The sequence below is a fragment of the Vallitalea sediminicola genome (genome assembly GCF_054408565.1).
Genome location: NZ_BTPT01000099.1, coordinates 1 through 22004, shown reverse-complemented (window position 1 = coordinate 22004; position 22004 = coordinate 1). Strand labels below are relative to the sequence as shown.

The following is a 22004-nucleotide window of genomic DNA, read 5'->3' as shown; positions in this document are numbered from 1 at the left end:
CCATTTTTCAATGTTAAAATTTTATCTCCTATATTAGCCACTTCATAATCATGAATGGCTAATATAATTTAGAAGTCAATTGATGCACTAGCTTTACTGCCATATTAGCATCTTCGCTATAACCATCTGCCCCTATTTCCTTAGCATAATCATTAGTTATCACTGCTCCACCAATAATTACTTTTGCTCTTAGTCCTTCTTCTTTCACCATTTTAATTACACTTTCCATTTCTAACATAGTTGTTGTCATTAGAGCTGATAATGCTATAATATCAGCATCAACTTCTTTTGCTTTTTCTACAATTACTTCTTTTGCCACATCTTTACCTAAATCACTAACTTCAAATCCGTGATTTTTCAACATCAAAGCTACCAGATTCTTGCCAATATCATGAATATCCCCTTTAACTGTAGCGATTACAACTTTTTTCTTTTGTTTGACTTCCTTATTTCTATCGTTTTCAAGTAAAGGGTCTAGATAATCCATAGCAACTTTCATTGTTTCTGCACTCATAATCAATTGAGGCAAGAAATAAGTCTTTTCTTCAAATAATTCTCCGACTTTTGTAATGGCAGGAATAAGATATTCTTTAATGATTACTTTTGGTAGATCACCATTATCTATAGATTTTTTTATATTACTCAATATAGTTTCTTTTTCTCCATTTACAACCATGTTGAATATTGTTTGCTTAATATCTACTTCCTCATTGGTATCTTCACTAGCTATTTCATTGCTTGTAGCTTTTTTCTCTTGTTTATTGAATGATTCAATATATGTAAGGCTGTCCTTATCTCTTATTGCTAGAACATCAGATGCCCTCATAATATTCATCAATAGTTCATCTGACGGATTGGCTATTGCCATTGTAAGCCCTTTTCCTATACCCATAGCTAGAAAAGCTGTATTAATCAGCTTCCTCTCAGGTAAACCAAAAGATATGTTTGATAATCCAACAATAGTTCCTGTACCAAATTCTCTGGAGCACCATTCAATTGTTTCTAGAGTTAACGCAGCCGCTTCACTATTAGAAGCAATTGTTGTAACTAATCCATCAACGATAATATCTTCTTTTTGATATCCTAATTCTTTTGCATGGGAATATACTGTATTGATTATTTCGTGTTTTTCATCAATACTCTTAGGTAATCCTTTATCACTAAGTGGTAATAAGATAAACATAGCACCATATTTTTTAGCTATAGGCAATAGTTTATCAATCTTATGTTGTTCTAATGATATGGAATTCACCAAAGCTCTACCTGGGTAAATCCTTAGCCCTGCTTCTATTGCATCAATATTGGAAGAATCAATGCATAGAGGTACTTTTACAAAAGTTGATAATTGTTCTACAGCTTGTTTCATTATATCAACTTCATCTATACCGTTCATACCTACATTTACATCAAGTACCCTAGCTCCTTTTTCAATCTGCTCATGAGCAAGTGAAACTACATAATCCATATTTTTATTTCTTAGATGTTCTTGTAATTTTTTCTTACCTGTTGGATTAATTCTTTCCCCAACAATAATGGTTGGGTTATTTCCACCAATATTTACAGATTTACGCTCAGATGTTAGAATACTTCCTTGTCTATCCTGCCACAACCTAATATCAATATTTTTTACTTTATCTTTTAATTTACTAATAAATGTCTTTGTCGTACCACAGCATCCACCAATAATATTAGCTCCTGCTTCTGCTAATAATGCTCCATAATGGGAGAATTCATCTTCATTCATGTCAAATATGGTTTCACCGTTTTCGTATTTTGGTAATCCAGCATTAGGCTTAACTATCAACGGTACTATGGCATATGGCTTCATGGCTTTTACGATATCTATCATATCATTTGGTCCTGTTGAACAATTACAACCTACTGCATCAGCACCAAGATTCTGAAGAGTTATTAATGCTGTTACTGGGTCAGTCCCATTAAGTGTATAACCACTTTTTTCATAAGTCATGCTGACCATAACAGGTAGATCACAAGTCTCTTTTACAGCTATTAGAGCAGCTCTGGCTTCATTAACATTCATCATGGTTTCAATGACAAATAAATCAACACCAGCTTCCACCAAAGCCTTTACTTGAGGTTTATAAGCATCAACAATGTCTTCAAAATGATAATCGCTTAGGGGATATATCTGTGCTCCTGTTGGTGATAGATCTCCTATGACCCACACATCATCTCCAACAGCTTCTCTTGAAATCCTAACCAATTCTTTATTCATCTCAACTAACTGATCTTCTAACCCAAATTCAGCTAGTTTTATAGAGTTACAGCCAAAAGTACAAGCATAAACCGCTTTTGAACCAGCCTCTTTATATCCTCTCTGAATATCCATGATGACTTCTTGGTTATCAATAACCCATTTTTCTGGGCATACCCCTCTAGGCATGCCTCTTTTCTGTAACTCTGTTCCTGTAGCACCGTCAAGGATCAATATGTTTTTTTTCAGATATTCTCTAAATTCTTTTTTCGTCATAAGAAATCAAACCTTTCAAAACTTATATATAAGTCAATTTTATCTAGTATTACCTATCTAGTATAATCACGCTGAATAAGATTTTTTTTATCTTATAGATTTTATTATTTTGCTAACCATTTCCACTCTATTAAACGGTGTCATCATATATATACCATCCACAATATCTTTTATTTTTATAGCAATTTCCACTGCAACTTCTATACCTACATTTTCAGCTTCTTCTCTACTCATATCTTTCGTAAACATATTACAGATGTTCTCAGGAATCTCTATACCTGCTATTTCATTATTGAGGAACCTTGCATTCTTATAGCTTACTAGAGGCATTATGCCGCCTAATATCTTGATATCTGTATTTTCTTTGATTATTTTCAGATTATTGATAGCCTGTTCATTATAAATAGGCTGAGTCAATAGATATTTCGCTCCTGCTTCCTGTTTTCTCTTGATTCTCTTAATGATCTTATCTACATGAGTTAGATTAGGATTAAGAGCTCCACCGTATATCATTACATCTTCTTGGTCAAAATCAACATTCAACTCTTTAACCATTTCCATTAGTTTAATAGAGTTAACATTAAAAACACTAGATGTTTCAATTCTTTCTTCACTTGGAATAGGGTCTCCAGTGACTAATAATATATTTCTGATTTTCTCTATATGAGCTCCCAAGATAATAGATTTTAGTGCTATGACATTCTTGTCTCTGCAACAGATATGGGGCATAACATCAATTCCCACTTCTTTCCCTATCTTGTTAGCTATTATTATGGAATCTGCTCTAGGTCTTGATAAAGGCGAGTCCGCTATAGTAATGATATCTACACCTTCTGCTTTTAATATATTGGCACCTTCCATTATCTTTTGAACATTGCCATTATAAGGAGGGTCCAACTCTACAGCAAAAACAAATTCGTCATTCATAAGCTTACTATAAAATTTGTTAGGCGTATTAGTGATACCTTTTTTCTTCTTAGTTATATTCCTATGATATATAGATGACGGTTCATAGTTACCGTCTAAATTATCTATGATTTCTTCTATATGACTAGGAGTGGTTCCACAACAACCACCAATTACCTTAACACCAAGCTTCTTGATATCAACCATTGTTTCACCAAAATACCTTGCATTATCTCTGTACACTGTTCTCTCATATATCTTATCTGGATATCCTGCATTAGGTATGGCTACAATATTATCACTCTCTATATCCAAGTTCTTAATGATTTTATAAAGATGACCTACACCAATTCCACAATTGAACCCATAAGCAACCAATCCTTTTATTCCTCTAGCTTCTTCAATAAGTCTTCTAGAACTTATACCTTCTTTTGAGTATCCAAAAGCATTTACTTTGAACTGAGCCATAATCTCAGCTTTATCATTTTTGGATAAAATGTAGTCAGCTAGTATTTTTATATAATTGGTACTAGCAAAAGTTTCAAATACAAAAATGTCAGCTCCTAGATCTAACAAAATATTAATTATATAATAATATTCATCTAGGATATTATCTTTTTCTGAGTCCAGTTTTTCTGGGATAGGACCAATTGATGCTCCTACAAAAACATCTTTGCCTTTTGCACAATGGGCAGCTATATTATAACCTTCTGTAATAATATTTCTAAGCTCAATCCTACTGCATTTCAGACTAACCGTATTGGCTGAAAAAGTATTAGTTCTAATGAGTTTTGCTCCTGCTTCAATATATTCCTTATGAATAGTCTCAACAATTTTCTTATCATTGATATTAGCTAATTCTGACACTGTAGTATCTTTTAATGTTTTCTTGGAATAATAAGTACCCATTGCACCATCAGTAACTAGAATACTGCTCTTTAAATAGTCTCTTAACTGCATATCATCATCCTATTCTTTACTTTCTTGTTCGATTCTCTTAATATTTTTAAGTTCTACTCCTGTATTATTATTAGCTACTAGAGTAGCTATACATTTTTCTCCTGTTTGAGGAAGAGTTACTTTATATTCTTCTATTTTACCCTTTTCTAATAATTCCTCAACAATTTCTTTTTCAATAGTCTTAGTACCATATCTCTCCAAAGTGTTTTTCCATATCTTATATTTGCAATTATTTCTCCAATCACTACAATAAAAAGCTTTACTATTTTCAAGTATTTTACCCTTTTCACATACAGGACAGTTTCCTAAACCTTTCACTTTCTTTTTCTTATCTTCTGGAATAGGTTTTTGTTCAAAAGCTACTTTTCCTTTGCTTTTACTAGCTGAATTAACAAGGTAAGCTACAAATCTTTTAATGCTTTCCATAAAACGAGAGTATTCCATTTTTCCTTTATTAATACTAGTTAGTCCTTTTTCCCATTTTCCTGTTGTTTCTGGAGATTTTAATTCTTCTGGAATAATCTTGATAAGTTGAGATCCTTTTTTAGTAGGAATCAATGTTTTTCCTTTTCTTTTTATATATTCAACTTGAATCAATCTCTCTATTATTCCTGCTCTTGTTGCAGGTGTTCCGAAACCAGATTCTTTTAAGTGTTCCTTTATAACATCATCTTCTGTAAATCTTCCCGCATTTTCCATAGCACTAAGCAACGAACTTTCAGTATAAGGTTTTGGTGGAGTAGTTTGCTTATTCAATTTCTCTACATCCACTACTTTCTTGGTATCACCTTTTTTAAGCTTAGGCATAATCTGTTCTTTATCATCTTTGGTCGCTGTATAGAGTGCTTTCCATCCTTTATCAACAATAACTTTTCCTGAAGATACGAATTTCTCTCCCTCTATGTCAAATATTATTTCAGTTGTTTCGTATTTGTAGTAATCATAAAAAACTGAAATAAACCTTTTAGCAACTAAATTATAGATATTAAGCTCGTCCTTAGTAAGGTTATTGATTCTAGGTACAACATCGGTTGGTATGATAGCATGGTGATCAGTTACCTTACTATTATTAATTATTCTTTTGTTGAATTTCAATTCGCCTTTTTTAAATAATGGCTCAATAGCTTTGTTATACGGTGGCACATTTATTTTTCTCATAGTGCTTTTTACTTTTTTCTTCATATCATCACTTAGATATCTGCTATCTGTTCTTGGATATGTGATTAGTTTTCTCTTTTCATATAGATTCTGTGCTAAAGTCAATACTTTTTTTGCAGTGTATCCATATTTCTTGTTTCCATCTCTTTGTAATTCTGTCAAGTCATATAATAATGGTGGTGGCATTTTCTTGAGCTTTTTATTAACCTGTTCTACAACACCATCTTTATCAATTATCTTATTTGCTATTTCTTCTGCCTTTTGTTTATCAAATATTTTGGTATCAGAGGGTTTATCATTAAACCATATAGCTCTAAAATCATCAACAAATACTGCATATACTTCTATATAGTCTTTTGGTACAAAATTATTTATCTCTTCATTTCTATTAACAATCAATGCTAATGTGGGAGTCTGAACACGTCCGATACTTAGCAACACATTATTACTTGTAGTATAAGCTCTTGTTGCATTTATCCCTACAAGCCAATCTGCTTCCGAACGACATTTTGCACTATAATAGAGATTATCATATTCACTTCCGTCTTTTAACTTGCTAAAGCCTTCGTTGATAGCTACATCCGTCATACTGGATATCCATAGTCTTGAAAAAGGCTTACTGCATCCAATGTAATTGTATATATACCTGAAAATCAATTCCCCTTCACGTCCGCTATCAGTTGCACATATTATAGAATCCACATCATTTCTATTTAATAATCTTTCTATAATCTTTAATTGTTTTTCTGTATTAGGATTAGGTTTCAGTTGTATCTTTTCTGGAATTATTGGCAGCAGGTTATATCTCCATTTTTTGTATTTTTCATCGTAATCATCTGGTTCTGCTAGAGTTATCAAGTGACCAACAGCCCAAGTTATTACATATTCTGTGCCTTCTATATATCCATCTTTTCGAGATGTGCATTTTAAAACCTTAGCAATATCTCTTGCTACTGATGGTTTTTCTGCGAGTACCAGTTTCTTCCCCATTAATTCCATTCCTTTCAAATTCCTTTTAATTCTTGTGTGAATTATAGCATAAAAATCGATTTAATGCCATATTTATTAACGCTCTATTACTCGTAGAACCCCTAACTTCTCATAGCCAAAAGAGTTTTATGAGATATCATAGATTTGTTATGAGTATTTTTATTCTTTAATATTATTTTTAAGTTTTCTATAATGTAATAAGATTTTTGTCACCACGAATATATGCACACCTGTCAATATTAATGCTATTATTCTAAAGAAAAAATAAAAACTGGGAAATTCCAATTTCCAATCATCCAGTAAAGGAAAAAATACAATTGTTTGATAATACAGTGGAAACCCTGTTATGAGTAAAAAAAGTAATAGACGGATATATTTAGCCCTTTTGGATTCGTTATTATTGAATAATGATAAATCCACCTCTTGGTTATTACTTTCTTGAGAAAAATAGTACCACCCACCATATTTGTAAACAAGATTCCAACCTGCATCTTCGTGTATTTGAAGATATTCTTCTTCTCCATCTTTATAAAAAGTTCTAAAATCAAATTGATAAATCACTTTCTTTGATTTGTCTTCTTCAAAAGTATATTTTCCCACTTGTACCTTGATTAATCTGTAACCTTGTAAAGCCATTTCTTCCAAAAATAATTTTTCTTTTTCTTCATTCCAAGCAAAGAACATTTTTCTAACTACTTTTTTCATAATTGACCTCCAATCTCTTCCAATCCATTATTGACCATTTCCTGTAAACGCTTAATTTCATAATTCATGAGGATTCTTCCATCTTCTGTCATCTGATATAGCTTTCTTCTTTTGTTTTCTTTGTCTTCACCAATCAGTATGATAAGATCATTTTCTAACAGAGTCTTAATGGCTCCATATAATGTCCCAGCAGCAAGTCGTACTCTTCCATTACTCATTTCTTCAACTTTCTTGATTATTCCATATCCATGAAGAGGTTCCACTAATGCTAATAAAATGTAGTATGTGGCTTCAGTCAATGGTGAAAATTTCTTGATATTACTATCCATATCGCTCCTCCAAAACTCTTTATCATATCGTTTATCTTTATATCGTGCTTCTCTATATCGCCACTCTATATATCGTATGTCTATATAATATCATATATTATTATTTTTGAAAAGACAATTCTTTAATGTATACGAAAAAGAGAGCAAAATATAAATTTTTGCTCTCTTTTTCGTTATTGTGGTTTTTTATCATCCCACAGGCTCGTCTAATTTTACTTAGATAATATTTACTTCCATAATATCTTTCGACCCCTGAATGAATGCGAAACATTCTGTACTCAGATTTCTCAGATGAATGGTTTTTCCATTTTTCTTGTATTTAGCTGTTACAGTATTAATAGCCTCAATTGCAGAATGATCGAAAATTCTAGCATGGCTAAAGTCTATCACAACATCTTTAACATCATTAGCTGTATCAAACGAATCTATAAAAGTCCTTACAGAACCAAAGAATAAAGCTCCTCTTAGAGCATATATTCTAGTATTACCCTCCATATGTTTATTGATATCAATTCTTTTTCCTTTTTCCCATGCAAAAACTAATGAAGCAACAATTACGCCTGATATTACAGCAATGGCTAGATCAACGAATACTGTAACTACTGAAACAAGGATTATAATACACAAATCACTTTTAGGAATACTTTTGGCAATTCTAAAACTAGACCACTCAAATGTAGAGACTGATACTACAAACATAACTCCTACAAGTACTGCAATTGGAATTATTTCTATAAGTATAGCTCCAAATAATATGAATCCAAGTAAAAATAACGCTGCTGATATACCCGAAAGTCTTCTTCTAGCACCTGATTCTACATTTATCATACTTTGACCTATCATTGCACAACCACCCATACCTCCAAAAAAACCAGTAACTAGATTGGCAAATCCTTGACCTACACATTCTTTGTTTCCGTCCCCTTTAGTTTCTGTTATCTCATCAACTAAGGTTAAAGTCATCAATGATTCAATAAGTCCAATGATTGCGAAAATCAGTGAGTGTGGCAATATGATTTTCAATGTTGCAAGATTCATTGGCACCATAGGTATTCCAAGCTTTGGAAATCCACCTCCAACTGATGCAATATCTCCAACGGTTTTGGTTTGAATTCCAAATACTCCAACCAAAATAGTTACAATGATAATCGCTATAAGTGGTGCTGGTACGCTCTTAATGAATTTTTTAGCAGTATAGATAATAATCATTGTGAGTGCAACCAATCCTAACATTATGTAAAGATTACTTCCAGTCATCCAAACCAACTTACCATCCGTACCTGCTACTTTAAATTGAGCTAATTGAGCTAAAAATATTACTATTGCAAGTCCATTTACAAAACCAAGCATTACCGAATGGGGAATCATCCTTACAAATTTCCCTAATTTCAATAATCCAATGATTATCTGTATTACCCCCATAAGAATTACCGCTGCAAAAAGATACTCTACTCCATGTTCTGATACTAGATGTACCATAACAACTGCAAGTCCACCTGTAGCACCAGAAATCATTCCAGGTCTTCCTCCAAATATTGATGTTATTAGTCCCACCATAAAAGCAGCATATAATCCTACTAATGGATCTACTCCCGCTACAAATGCAAATGCAATTGCCTCAGGAACAAGTGCTAATGCTACTGTTAGACCAGCCAGTATTTCAATTCGCATGTTCTTTGAAGATAGCGAACCAATTTTAAAATTCTTTAATGTCATGTGTTTCCTCCTATTAATTCATCTTATGTCAGAGGCGTAATCATAACATGTTTTTAAGAATAAATCTATAGGTTTTTTAAATTTGTCACATACCAAAGACTATACCATTCATTAATTAATTATTACATAATCCCATATTTTTCAAATGCATCAACAACTGACATACCATTTTGAATAGCATCTCTTACTTCATTTTCTCCATATACTTTTTCGAATGCCTTAGTGATTATTTCCACTTCATGTTCTTTTGGAATAACCAATACTCCATCTATATCTCCAAAAATAATATCTTGAGGGTTAACTAAAACTCCATTATCAAATTCAATAGGACAATTATAGTCTATTACTCTTCCTCTAATTCCCTGATCTTGTGCATAACAGCCTCTTGTAAAAGTTGGCATCTTCAATGATAAAACTTCTTTTGTATCTCTTGTAAAACCACTCACAACTGCACCTGCGACCCCTAACTTTATCATCCTAGTAGCCATAAGCCCACCAAAACAAGCATATCTAGGTGTTCCTCCTGTGCAAATGTACACATCATTTTCCTTCATACTATCAAGAGCTTCAAACATAATTCCAAAAGGTTTTTCTCTACCTTCTGCACAAATGTTAACACCTGTAACATCAGCTTCTTGTACTGTAAAAGCTCTTCCAGCTAAAACCATTTCTCTTTCTAAAGGCTGTATGTATGATGGTAAAAATTGATGGATCAAATTAAAAGTATCCATAACATCTGTTAAGACCCCTGTATATAACTCTTTTTTCATTATTTCAAACAGTTCTTTATCATTCATGTTTTTAATATCTGGTATTTTCATCATATCTAACTCCATATTCTATCGTGGGCCCACTCATTATTCCATGCAGAAGTATCTTCCCACATTCCTTGTCTTTCAAGATTAATATGCTCCTTAAGAACTTCATCATCTAAATCATCTATACCAAGTCCTGGTTTATCAGTTAGAGTTATATAACCCTTTTGCACAATGTTTTCTTTAGAATCTTTAACCATGCTATCCCACCACGGAACATCATTAGAATGGAACTCCATAGCTAAGAAATTATCAGCCATTGCAGTACTTGCATGAGCAGCAGCCATACATCCAATAGGAGTTTCTGCCATATGTACAGCAGTAGCTATACCATATTTTTCTGCAGTTTGTGCAACTTTTAGAGTTTCAGAAATTCCACCTATAGTTAAAACATCAGGATGAATTATGTGTATACTTCCACTTTCAAAAAGATCTTCAAAATTATTAGCCGAATAAATATCTTCTCCAGTACAAAGAGGAATATTTACATTATTAGCAAGTTCTCTCCAAAGATTAGTATGCATCCAAGGAATACAATCTTCCATCCAAGCAATATTGTATTTTTCAATACGTTTAGCAAGTTTAACAATACTTTGATAATTACAATGTCCTATATGATCAATAGCAAGCGGAATTTCATATCCTATAATATCTCTTACTTCTTTCAAATAATTTTCTAGATAATCAAGTCCATTTTCATTAATAGATATACCTGTAAATGAATGAGGTTTATTCATAAAATCAGCAAATTTCTTATTAGTTATTCCAAAAGATAATTCTTGTTGTGAAAAACTTTTCATTTCATCTACAATTCCTAAAGGAGCATTAATACTATTTTCCACATCCAAGAGTAAGTCGATACCTAAATCCATTTTCAGGAAAGTAAATCCTTTATCCATTCTTTCTTTTAAAGCTTTACCCATATCTTTTCCTGTATGTTTTCCATCTACATCTGTATCACAGTATATTCTTACTCTTTCTCTTGATTTTCCACCTAGCATCTGATAAACAGGAACGCCATAAGCTTTTCCTGCTATATCCCATAAAGCAATTTCTACACCACTTACGCCACCACCTTGTCTAGCATGGTAACCAAACTGCTTAATTTTCGCAAATATTTTGTTGATATTGCAAGGATTTTCTCCTAAAATAAGTCTTTTTAGCTGAAGTGCATAAAACTTATTAGAAAAATCTCTAATTTCACCATAACCACTTATTCCTTGGTTAGTATCTATTCTTACAATAGTACAATTCATAGGGGCACCTACAATATCCACAAATCTCATGTCTGTTATTTTTAGCTCACTTGGAGATGAACATCTATTATAATCACTCATATTTTCTCTTCCTCATTTCAATTTTATTAATATAATGTTTTAATATATCTTCCACAAGAAGTTGTACAACTTATATATACTTAATATGTCTTATCCTCACTAAGCTCTCTATATTTTCCTGGAGAAATTGATTCATATTTTTTAAAAACTCTCATAAAATTCTGTATTGTATTAAATCCAACTTTGAATCCAATTTCTGTTATAGTAAGCTGCGTAGTTATAAGCATTTCTTTAGCTTTATCTATTCTTATTCTATTAAGATAATCTACAAAACTTTTATTGAATTGCTCTTTAAAAAAAGTACTGAAATATGATGGTGTAAGTCCAATATGTGAAGAAATATTATTAAGTGATATATCTTCTGAATATTTTTTTTCAATATATTCTTTAATTTCATGATAATACTTTTGTTTATTTCTAGAATTTTTTTCAGAAACTGCATCAAGAACTAATCTACAAAATTCTTCAAACTGATAAACAATCTCTTCCATACTTTCATTATGGGATAAGGAGAAATAAATTCTTTTTTTGTTAATAAAAATTTTTTTAGGAGATATGCCTTGATTTAGCATCATTTCAATAATTGAACTTATCGTTTTATTGAGTAATTTCTGTAACAGACCATATGAAATCATTCCATTTTGCTTGATTTCATTAAAATAGTCAGTAATAGCCTTTTCTAATTTTTCATCTTGAGCAAATTTTAAAACATTTACAAGTTTCTTTTCTTTTTCAGAATAAAAATAATATATTCTTTCAGTTTGTTCTTCAGCACTTTCAAAATCGAAAATCCTATTTTGCCCTAGATAAAGTTTATATTCTAAGGCTTTATTAGCTTCTTTATAAGAATATTTTACAGAATTTATGTGTTTATACATTCTACCTACACCAATATAAACATCAAGCTTATATTTTTTCTTAATACCTTGATGAATTAATTCTGCTAAATCCAAAGATTTTTTTCTTATCTCTAGATAACTTTCTTCTTGAGCAAAATTAATGATTACAGCAAATTTGTCAACATCAGTTTCTAAACATACACCTTTAGAAATGATTTCTTCTATAAAATTAACCAACTCTATCTTTATTAAATTTCTTTCACTTTCATTTAGTTCTTCTACTAGCTTATCATAATTTTGTAACTGAATAACCATTACTAAATAATTACTTAGAACCATGTTAAGCTTTAAAAATTCCATTTTTTCTATTAATTCTTTGGTAGGTATTGTTTTTCCCCTAATTAAATTAGAAAAAAGTCTTTCTTTAACAAATGGTTTTGCATTATTAATCACATTCTCTAAATTTTTATTAGTACTTAATATCTCTGAATAAGCTACATCTAAATATTCATATTCATTTTTTGCTTTCTCTTTTTTATCCTTTTCTACTTTATCATAGACTATATTTAACAATCCATTAATAGGCATATAAATTTGTCTTGTAGCTAAATAAGTAAGTAGTAAACTGGCAAAACCACATATTAATATAGCCATAAAAACAAAATTCAAAACTGATTTATCATCCAATACCAATTCAAGTGGTAAAATATATAGATATTTCAATTCTGTGCTATTCATTGTAGAATAAAAGACAATTTTATCATCTACAGTACGATAATCTTCTGGCTTTTTATTTTCTTTTACTTTTTTTATAATATTTGAATACTCTTTATCATCTTCAACACCCATTACTTTATTACCATATTTATCTAAAATAAAAAATTCATGATTGCAACCAACAAAGTTTTCTGTAATTTTACTATATAATTCATCTACACTTAAGTTAATAATTAAAAAACCCATACTACTCATTGAATTATGCGGTGCTGAAAAACACAGAGTTAAACACTTTTTATCATCTAGAATTCTTGATGTAAGAATGATATTCTCTTTATCTTTACTTGATACAATATCATCTTCCAATTGTACAATTTTAATATTTCCTTTTGATGAATAAGACATGTTTGCATAATTAACATAAAACTCTACCGAATCAACATATTCGTAATTAAATGCTAAATTTTTTAATTTTTTTAATATATCATTATTTCTACTTGGATTATTGAATCCAGGTATAACCATAGCATTAATAAAATCTTCATCGTAAGAAAGATCCATAGCCATTTGAAATAAATACCCAAAAAGTTGTTCATCAGATTTTTGAGTATTTCTAATATTTGACATATTTACATCAATGACATTATCCTCGACAACATCTGTAATATGTTCATAAAAAATTGCACCTAAAGTAAAAATAACTAATAACGAGGATAACATAATATAAATGAATATTTTCACAAATATACTTTTAAACCTGAAATCATTAAAAAAGTTAATCATATTTTTACCTCTTTTATCAATATTTTAAAAGCACTGATATAAATTTTATTATATCATAAAAGAATTTCAGATTATAATACCTTTTTATTGATGTTTTAGCAAATATATCAATTATATAAATGTGGTATTAATGTAACTAATTGTGGGATAAAAGCACATAGTAAGATAACAGTAATCATTGCCAATACAAATGGCCATATTGCACGAGCTCCTTCTGATAATGGTATTTTTGCTATTGCACAATTAATAAAAAGTAATACACCAACTGGTGGAGTAATTGCACCAACTAAAACGGTCATTACTACAAGTAGGGCAAAGTGTATTGGATCAAAGCCAAAGTTATTGACTATAGGTACAAAAACAGGTACTAGAATAATGATAGCTGCTGTTCCATCCATAAAAAATCCTAATACAAATAAGAATAAAAGTATTAAAAGCATAATGATTGTAGGATTATTGGAAACAGTAAGTAATGTATCCACAACCAACTGTGGAAACTTTTCTATAGCTAATATCCAACCCATAATTTGAGCAGAAGCAATTACAAACATTGTTGTAGCTGTTACAATCGCAGAATCAACAGCAATTTTCTTTATATTTTTCTTATTAATTTCTTTGAAAAATACACCTATGATAAGTCCATAAATTACTGCCACTACACCTGCTTCAGTAGCAGTAAATACACCGCTCAATATTCCTCCTAGAATAATAAATGGCATTATTAAAGCTATTATAGCTTTTTTAAATGACTGCCAAATTTGCTTTAATGATGCTCTTGCATCTTTGCTATAACCTTTTTTTACAGAAATAAAATAAGCAACTAACATAAGAGCAATACCTATCATTATTCCTGGAATGATTCCACCCAAGAACAAAGAACCTATTGATAGACCACCCATTGATCCATAAATAATCATTAATATACTAGGTGGAATTATTGGACCTATTGTAGAAGAACTTGCAGTTACTGCAACACTAAAATCAGGATCATATCCATCTTCTACCATGGCTGGTATTAGCATAGAACCTATTGCAGAACTATCAGCAGCAGCGGCACCTGAAATTCCAGCAAAGAACATACTCGCCAGTATATTAACATGAGCTAAACCACCTCTAATATGACCTACTAAACTTCTAGAAAAAACAACGATTCTTTTTGTTATACCACCAGTATTCATTAACTCTCCTGCTAAAACAAATAGGGGTATTGCCATCATAGGAAATGAATCAATAGCTACAAAAATTCTTTGTGGAATAATTATATGTGGAATATCTCCACCAAATACTACAGCTAAAGCAGAGCCTATTCCCATAGCAAATCCGATGGGAACTCCTACTATAAGAAATAGTAAAAAACTAATAATTAAAATCTTTAACATTAATCTTCATCCTTTCCTAACCAATCTTTATCATTGGTAAGTTTATAAACGATTACTCTTATAAAGTTAATAGCCATAGCGATAGACCCAATGGGCATAATTATGTAAATTATTCCTAAATGTATTTGCATAGCTGGTGAAAGTTGATTCATGTTTTTTAGCGCCAACTCTAAGCTAATATAACTTAAAAAGATAAGGTAAACTACTACTACTAGATTCATTAAGATTGAAAAGTATTTTTCGATGGATTTAGGTAAAATTCTAGCTAAAATATCTACACCAATATGCTTGTTTTTTAAAACTGCTAATGCAGAACCTAAAAAAACTGTACACACAAAAAGATATCTACATGCTTCTTCTGACCATGATAACGAGTTGTTGACAATGTATCTAAAAATAACTTGTAAAAGACTAATTATTACAAATCCTATAGTACACGCAAAAACTAAATTTTCTATTGATGAATCAAATTTCTTAAGTATATTTTTCATTTTCTTCTCCTTTCATAATCATTAGAAGGAGCTGAATTATAAGACAGCCCCCTCCTATATATAATTCCAATTAAAAATTCTAAATATCTAATTATATATTTTAATTATGATTTAATACTATTTAGTTGCCTTCAACTTATTTATAATTTCTATTCCGCCTACTTTATCTGCGTATTCTTCATAAAGAGGTCTAACAGACTCAGCAAATTTATCTAATTCTTCTTGAGGTATCTCATTTACTTCAACATCATGCTTAGTCTTTAATTCTTCGATAAATTTAACTTCATTAGATGTTATCATATCTCTATTCATAAGTTCTGCTTTATCAGCTGCTGCTTTTAATATTTCCTGCTGTTCATTTGTAAGTTTTGAGTGAACACCTTCATTTATCATGAGTACAGAACCTGCATATATATGTCTTGAGATAGAACCATATTTAACTACTTCGTACATTTTATTAGCAATTACAGATTCAGGATAAACCTCAAAACCTTCTACCACCTTAGTTTGCATTGAAGTATATAGCTCCCCCCATGGGATAGGTGTTGGATTAGCACCAAGTGCATCAAATGTTCCTACATATACTGGAGATTCAGGAGTTCTTATTTTTAATCCAGCTAAATCTTCCATAGATTCTATAGGACCTTTATTGTTCCATATAAATCTGAACCCTTGATCAAAAAACTGTAATACTTTTAGCTTTTGACTTTCTAATAATGACCCAAATATTTCAGTTCCAACTTCACCTTCAGTAACTTTATGAACATGCTCATAATCATTAAACATAAAAGGCAAACTAAAAATACTGAATTTTGGCTCAAAGTTTTCCATAACCCCAACTGAAATCCAAGCCATATCAACTGTTCCTAGTATAATTCCTTCTGTAACATCTCTTTCATTCCCTAACTGATTGGCTGGGAAAATTTCAATAACAACTTGTCCATTTGTCTTCTCTGAAACTTCTTCAGCCATTTTCATTAAACTTTGATGAGCAGCACCTTCAATTGGCTGACCATGTGCAAGTTTCAGTACTACAGGCTTTGCTTCAACTGCTTTATCATTTTTTTCATCTTTCTGTGTTTCTTGTTTTTGATTTTCACTTTTTTTACTAGAATCATCAGCACCACCACACGCTACTAATGAAACTGAAAACATAAGAACTAATAGTAAACATAAAGATTTTTTTAACATTTTCATTCTCCTCCATTTTTCTCATTCTTAATAAATTTATTTCAAATTTATCTAAATAGATAGATTTAAAAACTTAAATAAGGTTACCATAAAAATCATTCATTGCTTTTATAGCTGCAAAAACATTTTCTATAGGTGTATCTGGTGCCATACCGCCAGCAGTAGAAAGTAAGAATCCACCACCTTCATATCCCTCTTCCATGCATCTTGTTGCTTCTATATATACATTTTCTGGTGTCTGTCTAAACATTACTTCTAGTGGGTCCAAATTCCCCATCAGAACAACCTTTTTATCTAAAACTTTTTTAAGTTCTAATGTATCAACACTATAATGAACTAAATTTGCTCCTTGTTCATATATTCTATCAATTACATGCATAATATTCCCTTCATTATGATACATTTTCAATGCATCTGGAAATTCATTGTAAATCTTTTTATAATAAGGGAAACAAAATTCATCATATAGCTCTCTAGAAACTTGATGTGCCATATGATCACATATGAAAATTCTTTTTAGTTTACCATTTATTTTCTCTTGTTCTTTTAAGGAATATAAAACACAATCTGTAGTTTTGGCTATCAATTTATGCATCTGTTTTGGACTATCATAGAGTCCCATCAAAAATTCTGTATACCCCACAATATTTGTTGCTGTTTCTAATGGTCCTAATGCAAAAGCAATCCCATCTAAATAGCCATATTCTCTTGTATATTTTTCATCTAGATTTTCCCACATATATGTATATTGATTTAGCATTTCTTTTAATAAGGTATCTTCCTTTTTAAACTCAAGCTTATCAATATCCTCAAAATCATAAATCAGCTTTTTAACATGAGGTGAATCATTCTCATGCCAGATAACTTCACAACCAAACATATTAGCTTCTAAAACTGGACCAAAATCAGGCCAAGGTCCTGGAAAAAGCATAGCACCCTTATCAGCAAATATTTCATGAACTTTTATCTGAGCCTCCATTTTTATTTTTGGATTTAAATAGAATTCTTTGGAATGTTTTATTCCATTTATACTTGTACAAAATGGAGCAGTATTCCATATTACAAAAGGTGGTTTTAAGTTTTCTTTAAAATCTTTCACACTATTAATTAGTTGTACATAGGATTCCACAATGTCACCTCTTTTCTTTATTTAATTTTCAAAAGAAGAAAAATTATCTTAGACACTTTGTAACTTTGTGTTTCTTGAACTTTATCATGCTAAAAATTTATCATACAAAATCTAGTATGTCTATTAACTATTTATTTGCATGAAACTCATAAAAAAAACGTCGTCTTCCCTATAGAATCAACGTTTTACTGTATTAGCTATAATCATTAAAAACTACAAAAACGTAAAAAATGTTAACTGTCAGTAAAATATTTTATACAAAAAAAGAATGGGTTAAATTATTAATCCATCCTTTTTCTCCAACCAGCAGGCGAATACCCTGTTATCTTTTTCATTGTTTTACAAAAATAATAAACATCATTGAATCCTAACAACTCAGATATATTAGTTATAAGTAGATCTGTCTTATCAAGCATTTCTTTTGCTTTTTCTATCTTTATGGAATTACTATAGCTCGATATTGAGCATCCATACTTATTTTTGAATATTTTCCCTAAGTAATCTTCATTATAGCCTAAGTATTTTGATATTTCTTTTCTAGTTATCTTTCTGAAATAATACTCATCAATATAATTCTTTATACGTTTTGGCAAATCAACTGTATTAAAGGATTTAAAATAATTATCATCTTCAATCTGATTAAGCACATCTTTGATTATCAATAAAAGATTGGCTTTTGATATTAACTGCCAAGTAGCATTATGCTTTACAAATGCATCTAATATGTCCATATACCTGGCTTCAATATAATCCTTATTTTTTATTTGAATAATCTCTGGTAATATAAAAGTGTTATTTATAGTATACTCTTGTCTCAGATAACTTTTCTGTGGTAACTCATCTTGAAAATATGAGGATTGATTATTTTTCACATATGTATCCAACTCATATACATCTTTTCTATACTTAAAATCAAAATGTATCCATATATTTTCTGCTTTAGTTCCTCTATCAACCCAGAATTTATGAGGAACATTAGGTTTTATCAATAGTAGTGTTCCTCTTTTCAACTTATGTGTTGTATCTTTTGTTTCATAATACGCTTCTCCTTTAATACAATACATCCATTCATAATCATATATTTTTCTATAATTGTTCTTCCATTCTCCAAACCCTTGTTTTCCTACTTTTCTTACATAAGGGTTTAATTCATCAATCATTATATTATCTGTTTTCATCACATTCTCCTACCTTACAAAACCTTGAATAACTGATATAAGTTTATATAAATATATCACCAATGTCTGATTTTTACAAATCTACTTCTGATTATTCCATTCATGTTTATAGTCAATTAATTATAATATAGACAAAGGAATATTTATTGGAGGTTTTTTATGAAAAAGACTAATATTTTATTGATAACAAGTGACCAACAGCATTTTAATACTATCGGTGCCTTCAATCCTGAGATTAAGACACCTAATCTTGACCGTTTAGTTAAAGAAGGTACAACTTTTAGAAGAGCTTATTGTCCTAATCCTACTTGCACACCTACACGTGCTTCTATAATAACGGGCATGTATCCCAGTCAGCATGGAGCATGGACATTAGGCACGAAGCTATCAGAGGATGTACATACAGTTGGTGAAAATTTCAACTCAGCTGGATATAAGACTGCTCTAGTGGGAAAAGCACATTTTCAGCCATTAGCTTCCACTGAAGAATTTCCATCTGTAGAAGCATATCCTATTTTACAGGATTTAGATTTTTGGAGAGACTTTAATGCTAACCATGATACTTGGTATGGTTTTAGTCATTGCGAACTTGCAAGAAATCATACTGATGAAGGACATATTGGGCAGCATTATGCTCTATGGTTGGAAGAAAAAGGACTTAATAATTGGAAAGACTATTTTAGAAAACCTACTGGAATATTAGAACGTAGAGCAGAAGGCAAATGGGATATACCAGAGAAATATCATTATGATGCATGGATTTCAGAGAGAACCAATGCACTCATGGAAAAGTATAGTAACGATGATGAACCATTTTTGCTATGGGCAAGCTTTTTTGACCCACATCCTGATTATATTGTTCCTGAACCATATTATTCTATGTATGACCCAGAGGAATTGACCTTACCAACTATAACAATGGGTGAACATGACAATAATCCTCCTCATTTTGCTATGACACAGGATGACAATGCTGATTTTTCCATCTATGGAGAATCTGGTTATGGCATTCATGGAATGCATACTCATGAGAAAGATGAAAAAACGTTGAGAAAATATCTCTCTGTATATTATGGTATGGTAACAATGATGGATAAGTATATTGGTAAAATCCTAGATAAGTTAGATGAATTAGGCATAGCTGATAATACTATTGTTCTATTTACTACTGATCACGGACATTTTATTGGACATCATGGGCTAAGTGCTAAAGGACCTTTCTTATATGAAGATATGATAAAAGTTCCATATATAGTCAGGTATCCTCATAAAATCCCTGCGAACAAGTCTAATGATGCTTTACAGAGCTTAGTGGATATTGCACCAACTCTATTAAGTTTTGCTGATATAGAGACTCCTAGAATAATGACTGGTAAAGACCAAAAAGATGTATGGCTAGGCAAAAAAGATTCTGCTAGAGACCATATAATATGCGAACATCATCACGAACCTACTACTATTCATCTGAAGACCTATGTGGATGAACGTTACAAATTGACAGTTTATTATAATCAGACTTACGGTGAATTATTTGACCTTGAAAAAGACCCAGAAGAAATTAATAATCTATGGGATAATCCTGATTATACAGAGTTGAAAATGAATCTGATGATGAAGTATATATGGGCTGAACTTGGAAAAGAACCTATGTGGATGCCTAGGATAGCAGGAGCTTAAAACATATAAAAATGTATTGTAGGTCTGATTATGCCTATAATACATTTTTATTTTATATTTTTATAAATATCTATTTCTAATAATCCTGTGGTTTCCACGTACCTTTTTTAATTCCCATATCTGTATGATTCAACTCCTTTTGTATTAATCTTTATGGAATATAGATTTCCACCATCGCCTTCTTCACTTCTTGCCGTAGTAATATATAGCGTGTCAAGCTCTTCTCCACCAAATGAACAACAAGTTACATTTTTATCTGGGACTTGGATAGTAAATATTATTTCGCTAGTCTTCGGATCAACGCAGTTTACAGAGTATCCACCCCACATAGCTACCCATAGTCTTCCTTGGGCATCAATACACATACCATCAGGTGATCCTTTTTCATCTTCAAAGGTGAAGACAGTTCTTTTGTTCGTGAGATTTATTTTATCTACTACATCATAGGCATCGATTTTTCTAGTAACTGTGTCAATATGATAAAACATTGAGCCATCGTTGTTCCATGCTAATCCGTTAGGAATAGTGAAATCATCGTATTTGGCAACAACTTTGTTTTCATTTATACAGTATAAGGCACCTGCACAGAGAGCATCTTCATCTTGCTCTATTTTCATTGTGCCAATCCATAAATTACCGTATTTATCACATTTACCATCATTGAATCTTAAGCCTTCCATAGAGTCTATTTTTATTAGTTGTGTGAATTTAGTGTTTTTTAGGTCTAGGTTATAGATTGTGTCCTTGACAGCACAGATTGGATTATTATCTGCATCAAGTACAACGTCACTAATATAGCTTTCTGTAGGTATTTTTGAGATTGTTTTATGTACAGGGTCAAATATGTACAAAAAACGGAACTCGATATCTACAAAATAAACTATTTTATACTTTTCATCCCATATACAGCCTTCTGCAAGCTTACAATTTAATTTTGCCTCACAGATCAGTTCAGATTCAGCTTTTAACAAATCTTGCACAGTAATCACCTACTATTCTTTTTATTAAATATTTAACAATTAATTATTATCAATTGATTTAATTTGAGTTTAGCATATTATTTTATGAGATTCTATAAATTATCGGAAATATTTTGGGGTTTGTTTGTACAGAACGGAACTGGGATGAAACTTTTTATTTTTATTACTATTGATTTTTGTATCTCCATAAGTTATAATAGTTTTGGAGATACAAAAGACCAGCTAAGAATTGT

The 22004-nt window shown here is 31.0% G+C and carries 16 protein-coding genes; 1 reads left to right on the top strand and 15 read right to left on the bottom strand.

The window, feature by feature from the left end:
• Window positions 1–58: 58 nt before the first annotated feature.
• The 14 genes from ACX6CF_RS25480 to ACX6CF_RS25415 form a co-directional block, all read right to left on the bottom strand.
• A complete protein-coding gene (locus ACX6CF_RS25480) occupies window positions 59–2491 on the bottom strand; it encodes a homocysteine S-methyltransferase family protein (protein WP_458788201.1) in 2433 nt (810 codons plus the stop codon).
• 87 nt (window positions 2492–2578) lie between these two features.
• Window positions 2579–4357: a bifunctional homocysteine S-methyltransferase/methylenetetrahydrofolate reductase gene (locus tag ACX6CF_RS25475; protein WP_458788200.1), complete on the bottom strand. Its 1779-nt coding sequence runs from the start codon at window positions 4355–4357 to the stop codon at window positions 2579–2581.
• A 9-nt stretch (window positions 4358–4366) separates the two neighbouring features.
• A complete protein-coding gene (locus ACX6CF_RS25470) occupies window positions 4367–6505 on the bottom strand; it encodes a DNA topoisomerase III (RefSeq protein WP_458788199.1) in 2139 nt (712 codons plus the stop codon).
• Window positions 6506–6664: 159 nt separating this feature from the next.
• On the bottom strand, window positions 6665–7210 hold the full coding sequence (locus ACX6CF_RS25465; protein WP_458788198.1) for a DUF2812 domain-containing protein: 546 nt from the start codon (window positions 7208–7210) through the stop codon (window positions 6665–6667).
• Window positions 7207–7539 carry a PadR family transcriptional regulator gene (locus ACX6CF_RS25460; RefSeq protein ID WP_458788197.1) on the bottom strand — a complete coding sequence of 111 codons (333 nt, stop codon included), beginning with the start codon at window positions 7537–7539 and terminating at the stop codon, window positions 7207–7209. The genes ACX6CF_RS25465 and ACX6CF_RS25460 overlap by 4 nt, the downstream gene beginning before the upstream one ends.
• 216 nt (window positions 7540–7755) lie before the next feature.
• On the bottom strand, window positions 7756–9255 hold the full coding sequence (locus tag ACX6CF_RS25455; protein ID WP_458788196.1) for a SulP family inorganic anion transporter: 1500 nt from the start codon (window positions 9253–9255) through the stop codon (window positions 7756–7758).
• Window positions 9256–9377: 122 nt separating this feature from the next.
• The gene (locus ACX6CF_RS25450; RefSeq protein WP_458788195.1) at window positions 9378–10079 is read right to left on the bottom strand and encodes an RraA family protein; all 702 of its coding nucleotides are present in this window, start codon (window positions 10077–10079) and stop codon (window positions 9378–9380) included.
• Window positions 10080–10081: 2 nt separating this feature from the next.
• On the bottom strand, window positions 10082–11407 hold the full coding sequence (locus tag ACX6CF_RS25445; protein ID WP_458788194.1) for a mandelate racemase/muconate lactonizing enzyme family protein: 1326 nt from the start codon (window positions 11405–11407) through the stop codon (window positions 10082–10084).
• Window positions 11408–11487: 80 nt separating this feature from the next.
• Window positions 11488–13746, bottom strand: coding sequence for a helix-turn-helix domain-containing protein (locus ACX6CF_RS25440; RefSeq protein WP_458788193.1), 2259 nt, complete (start codon window positions 13744–13746; stop codon window positions 11488–11490).
• Window positions 13747–13853: 107 nt separating this feature from the next.
• On the bottom strand, window positions 13854–15125 hold the full coding sequence (locus ACX6CF_RS25435; RefSeq protein ID WP_458788192.1) for a TRAP transporter large permease: 1272 nt from the start codon (window positions 15123–15125) through the stop codon (window positions 13854–13856).
• Window positions 15125–15616: a TRAP transporter small permease gene (locus tag ACX6CF_RS25430; RefSeq protein WP_458788191.1), complete on the bottom strand. Its 492-nt coding sequence runs from the start codon at window positions 15614–15616 to the stop codon at window positions 15125–15127. Before ACX6CF_RS25430 ends, ACX6CF_RS25435 begins: the two co-directional genes overlap by 1 nt.
• A 117-nt stretch (window positions 15617–15733) precedes the next feature.
• Complete coding sequence (locus tag ACX6CF_RS25425; protein WP_458788190.1) at window positions 15734–16807, bottom strand: TRAP transporter substrate-binding protein; 1074 nt, start codon at window positions 16805–16807, stop codon at window positions 15734–15736.
• Between the two features lie 73 nt (window positions 16808–16880).
• Window positions 16881–17936 carry a uroporphyrinogen decarboxylase family protein gene (locus ACX6CF_RS25420; protein ID WP_458788189.1) on the bottom strand — a complete coding sequence of 352 codons (1056 nt, stop codon included), beginning with the start codon at window positions 17934–17936 and terminating at the stop codon, window positions 16881–16883.
• Window positions 17937–18217: 281 nt separating this feature from the next.
• Window positions 18218–19114 (bottom strand): AraC family transcriptional regulator, encoded by an 897-nt coding sequence (locus tag ACX6CF_RS25415; RefSeq protein WP_458788188.1) that lies wholly within the window; start codon window positions 19112–19114, stop codon window positions 18218–18220.
• A 159-nt stretch (window positions 19115–19273) separates the two neighbouring features.
• Between ACX6CF_RS25415 and ACX6CF_RS25410 the strand changes: the two genes are divergently transcribed.
• Complete coding sequence (locus tag ACX6CF_RS25410; protein WP_458788187.1) at window positions 19274–20791, top strand: sulfatase family protein; 1518 nt, start codon at window positions 19274–19276, stop codon at window positions 20789–20791.
• A 107-nt stretch (window positions 20792–20898) separates the two neighbouring features.
• On the opposite strand, the gene ACX6CF_RS25405 is transcribed toward ACX6CF_RS25410, so the two are convergent.
• A complete protein-coding gene (locus ACX6CF_RS25405) occupies window positions 20899–21771 on the bottom strand; it encodes an SMP-30/gluconolactonase/LRE family protein (RefSeq protein WP_458788186.1) in 873 nt (290 codons plus the stop codon).
• Between the last annotated feature and the right edge of the window lie 233 nt (window positions 21772–22004).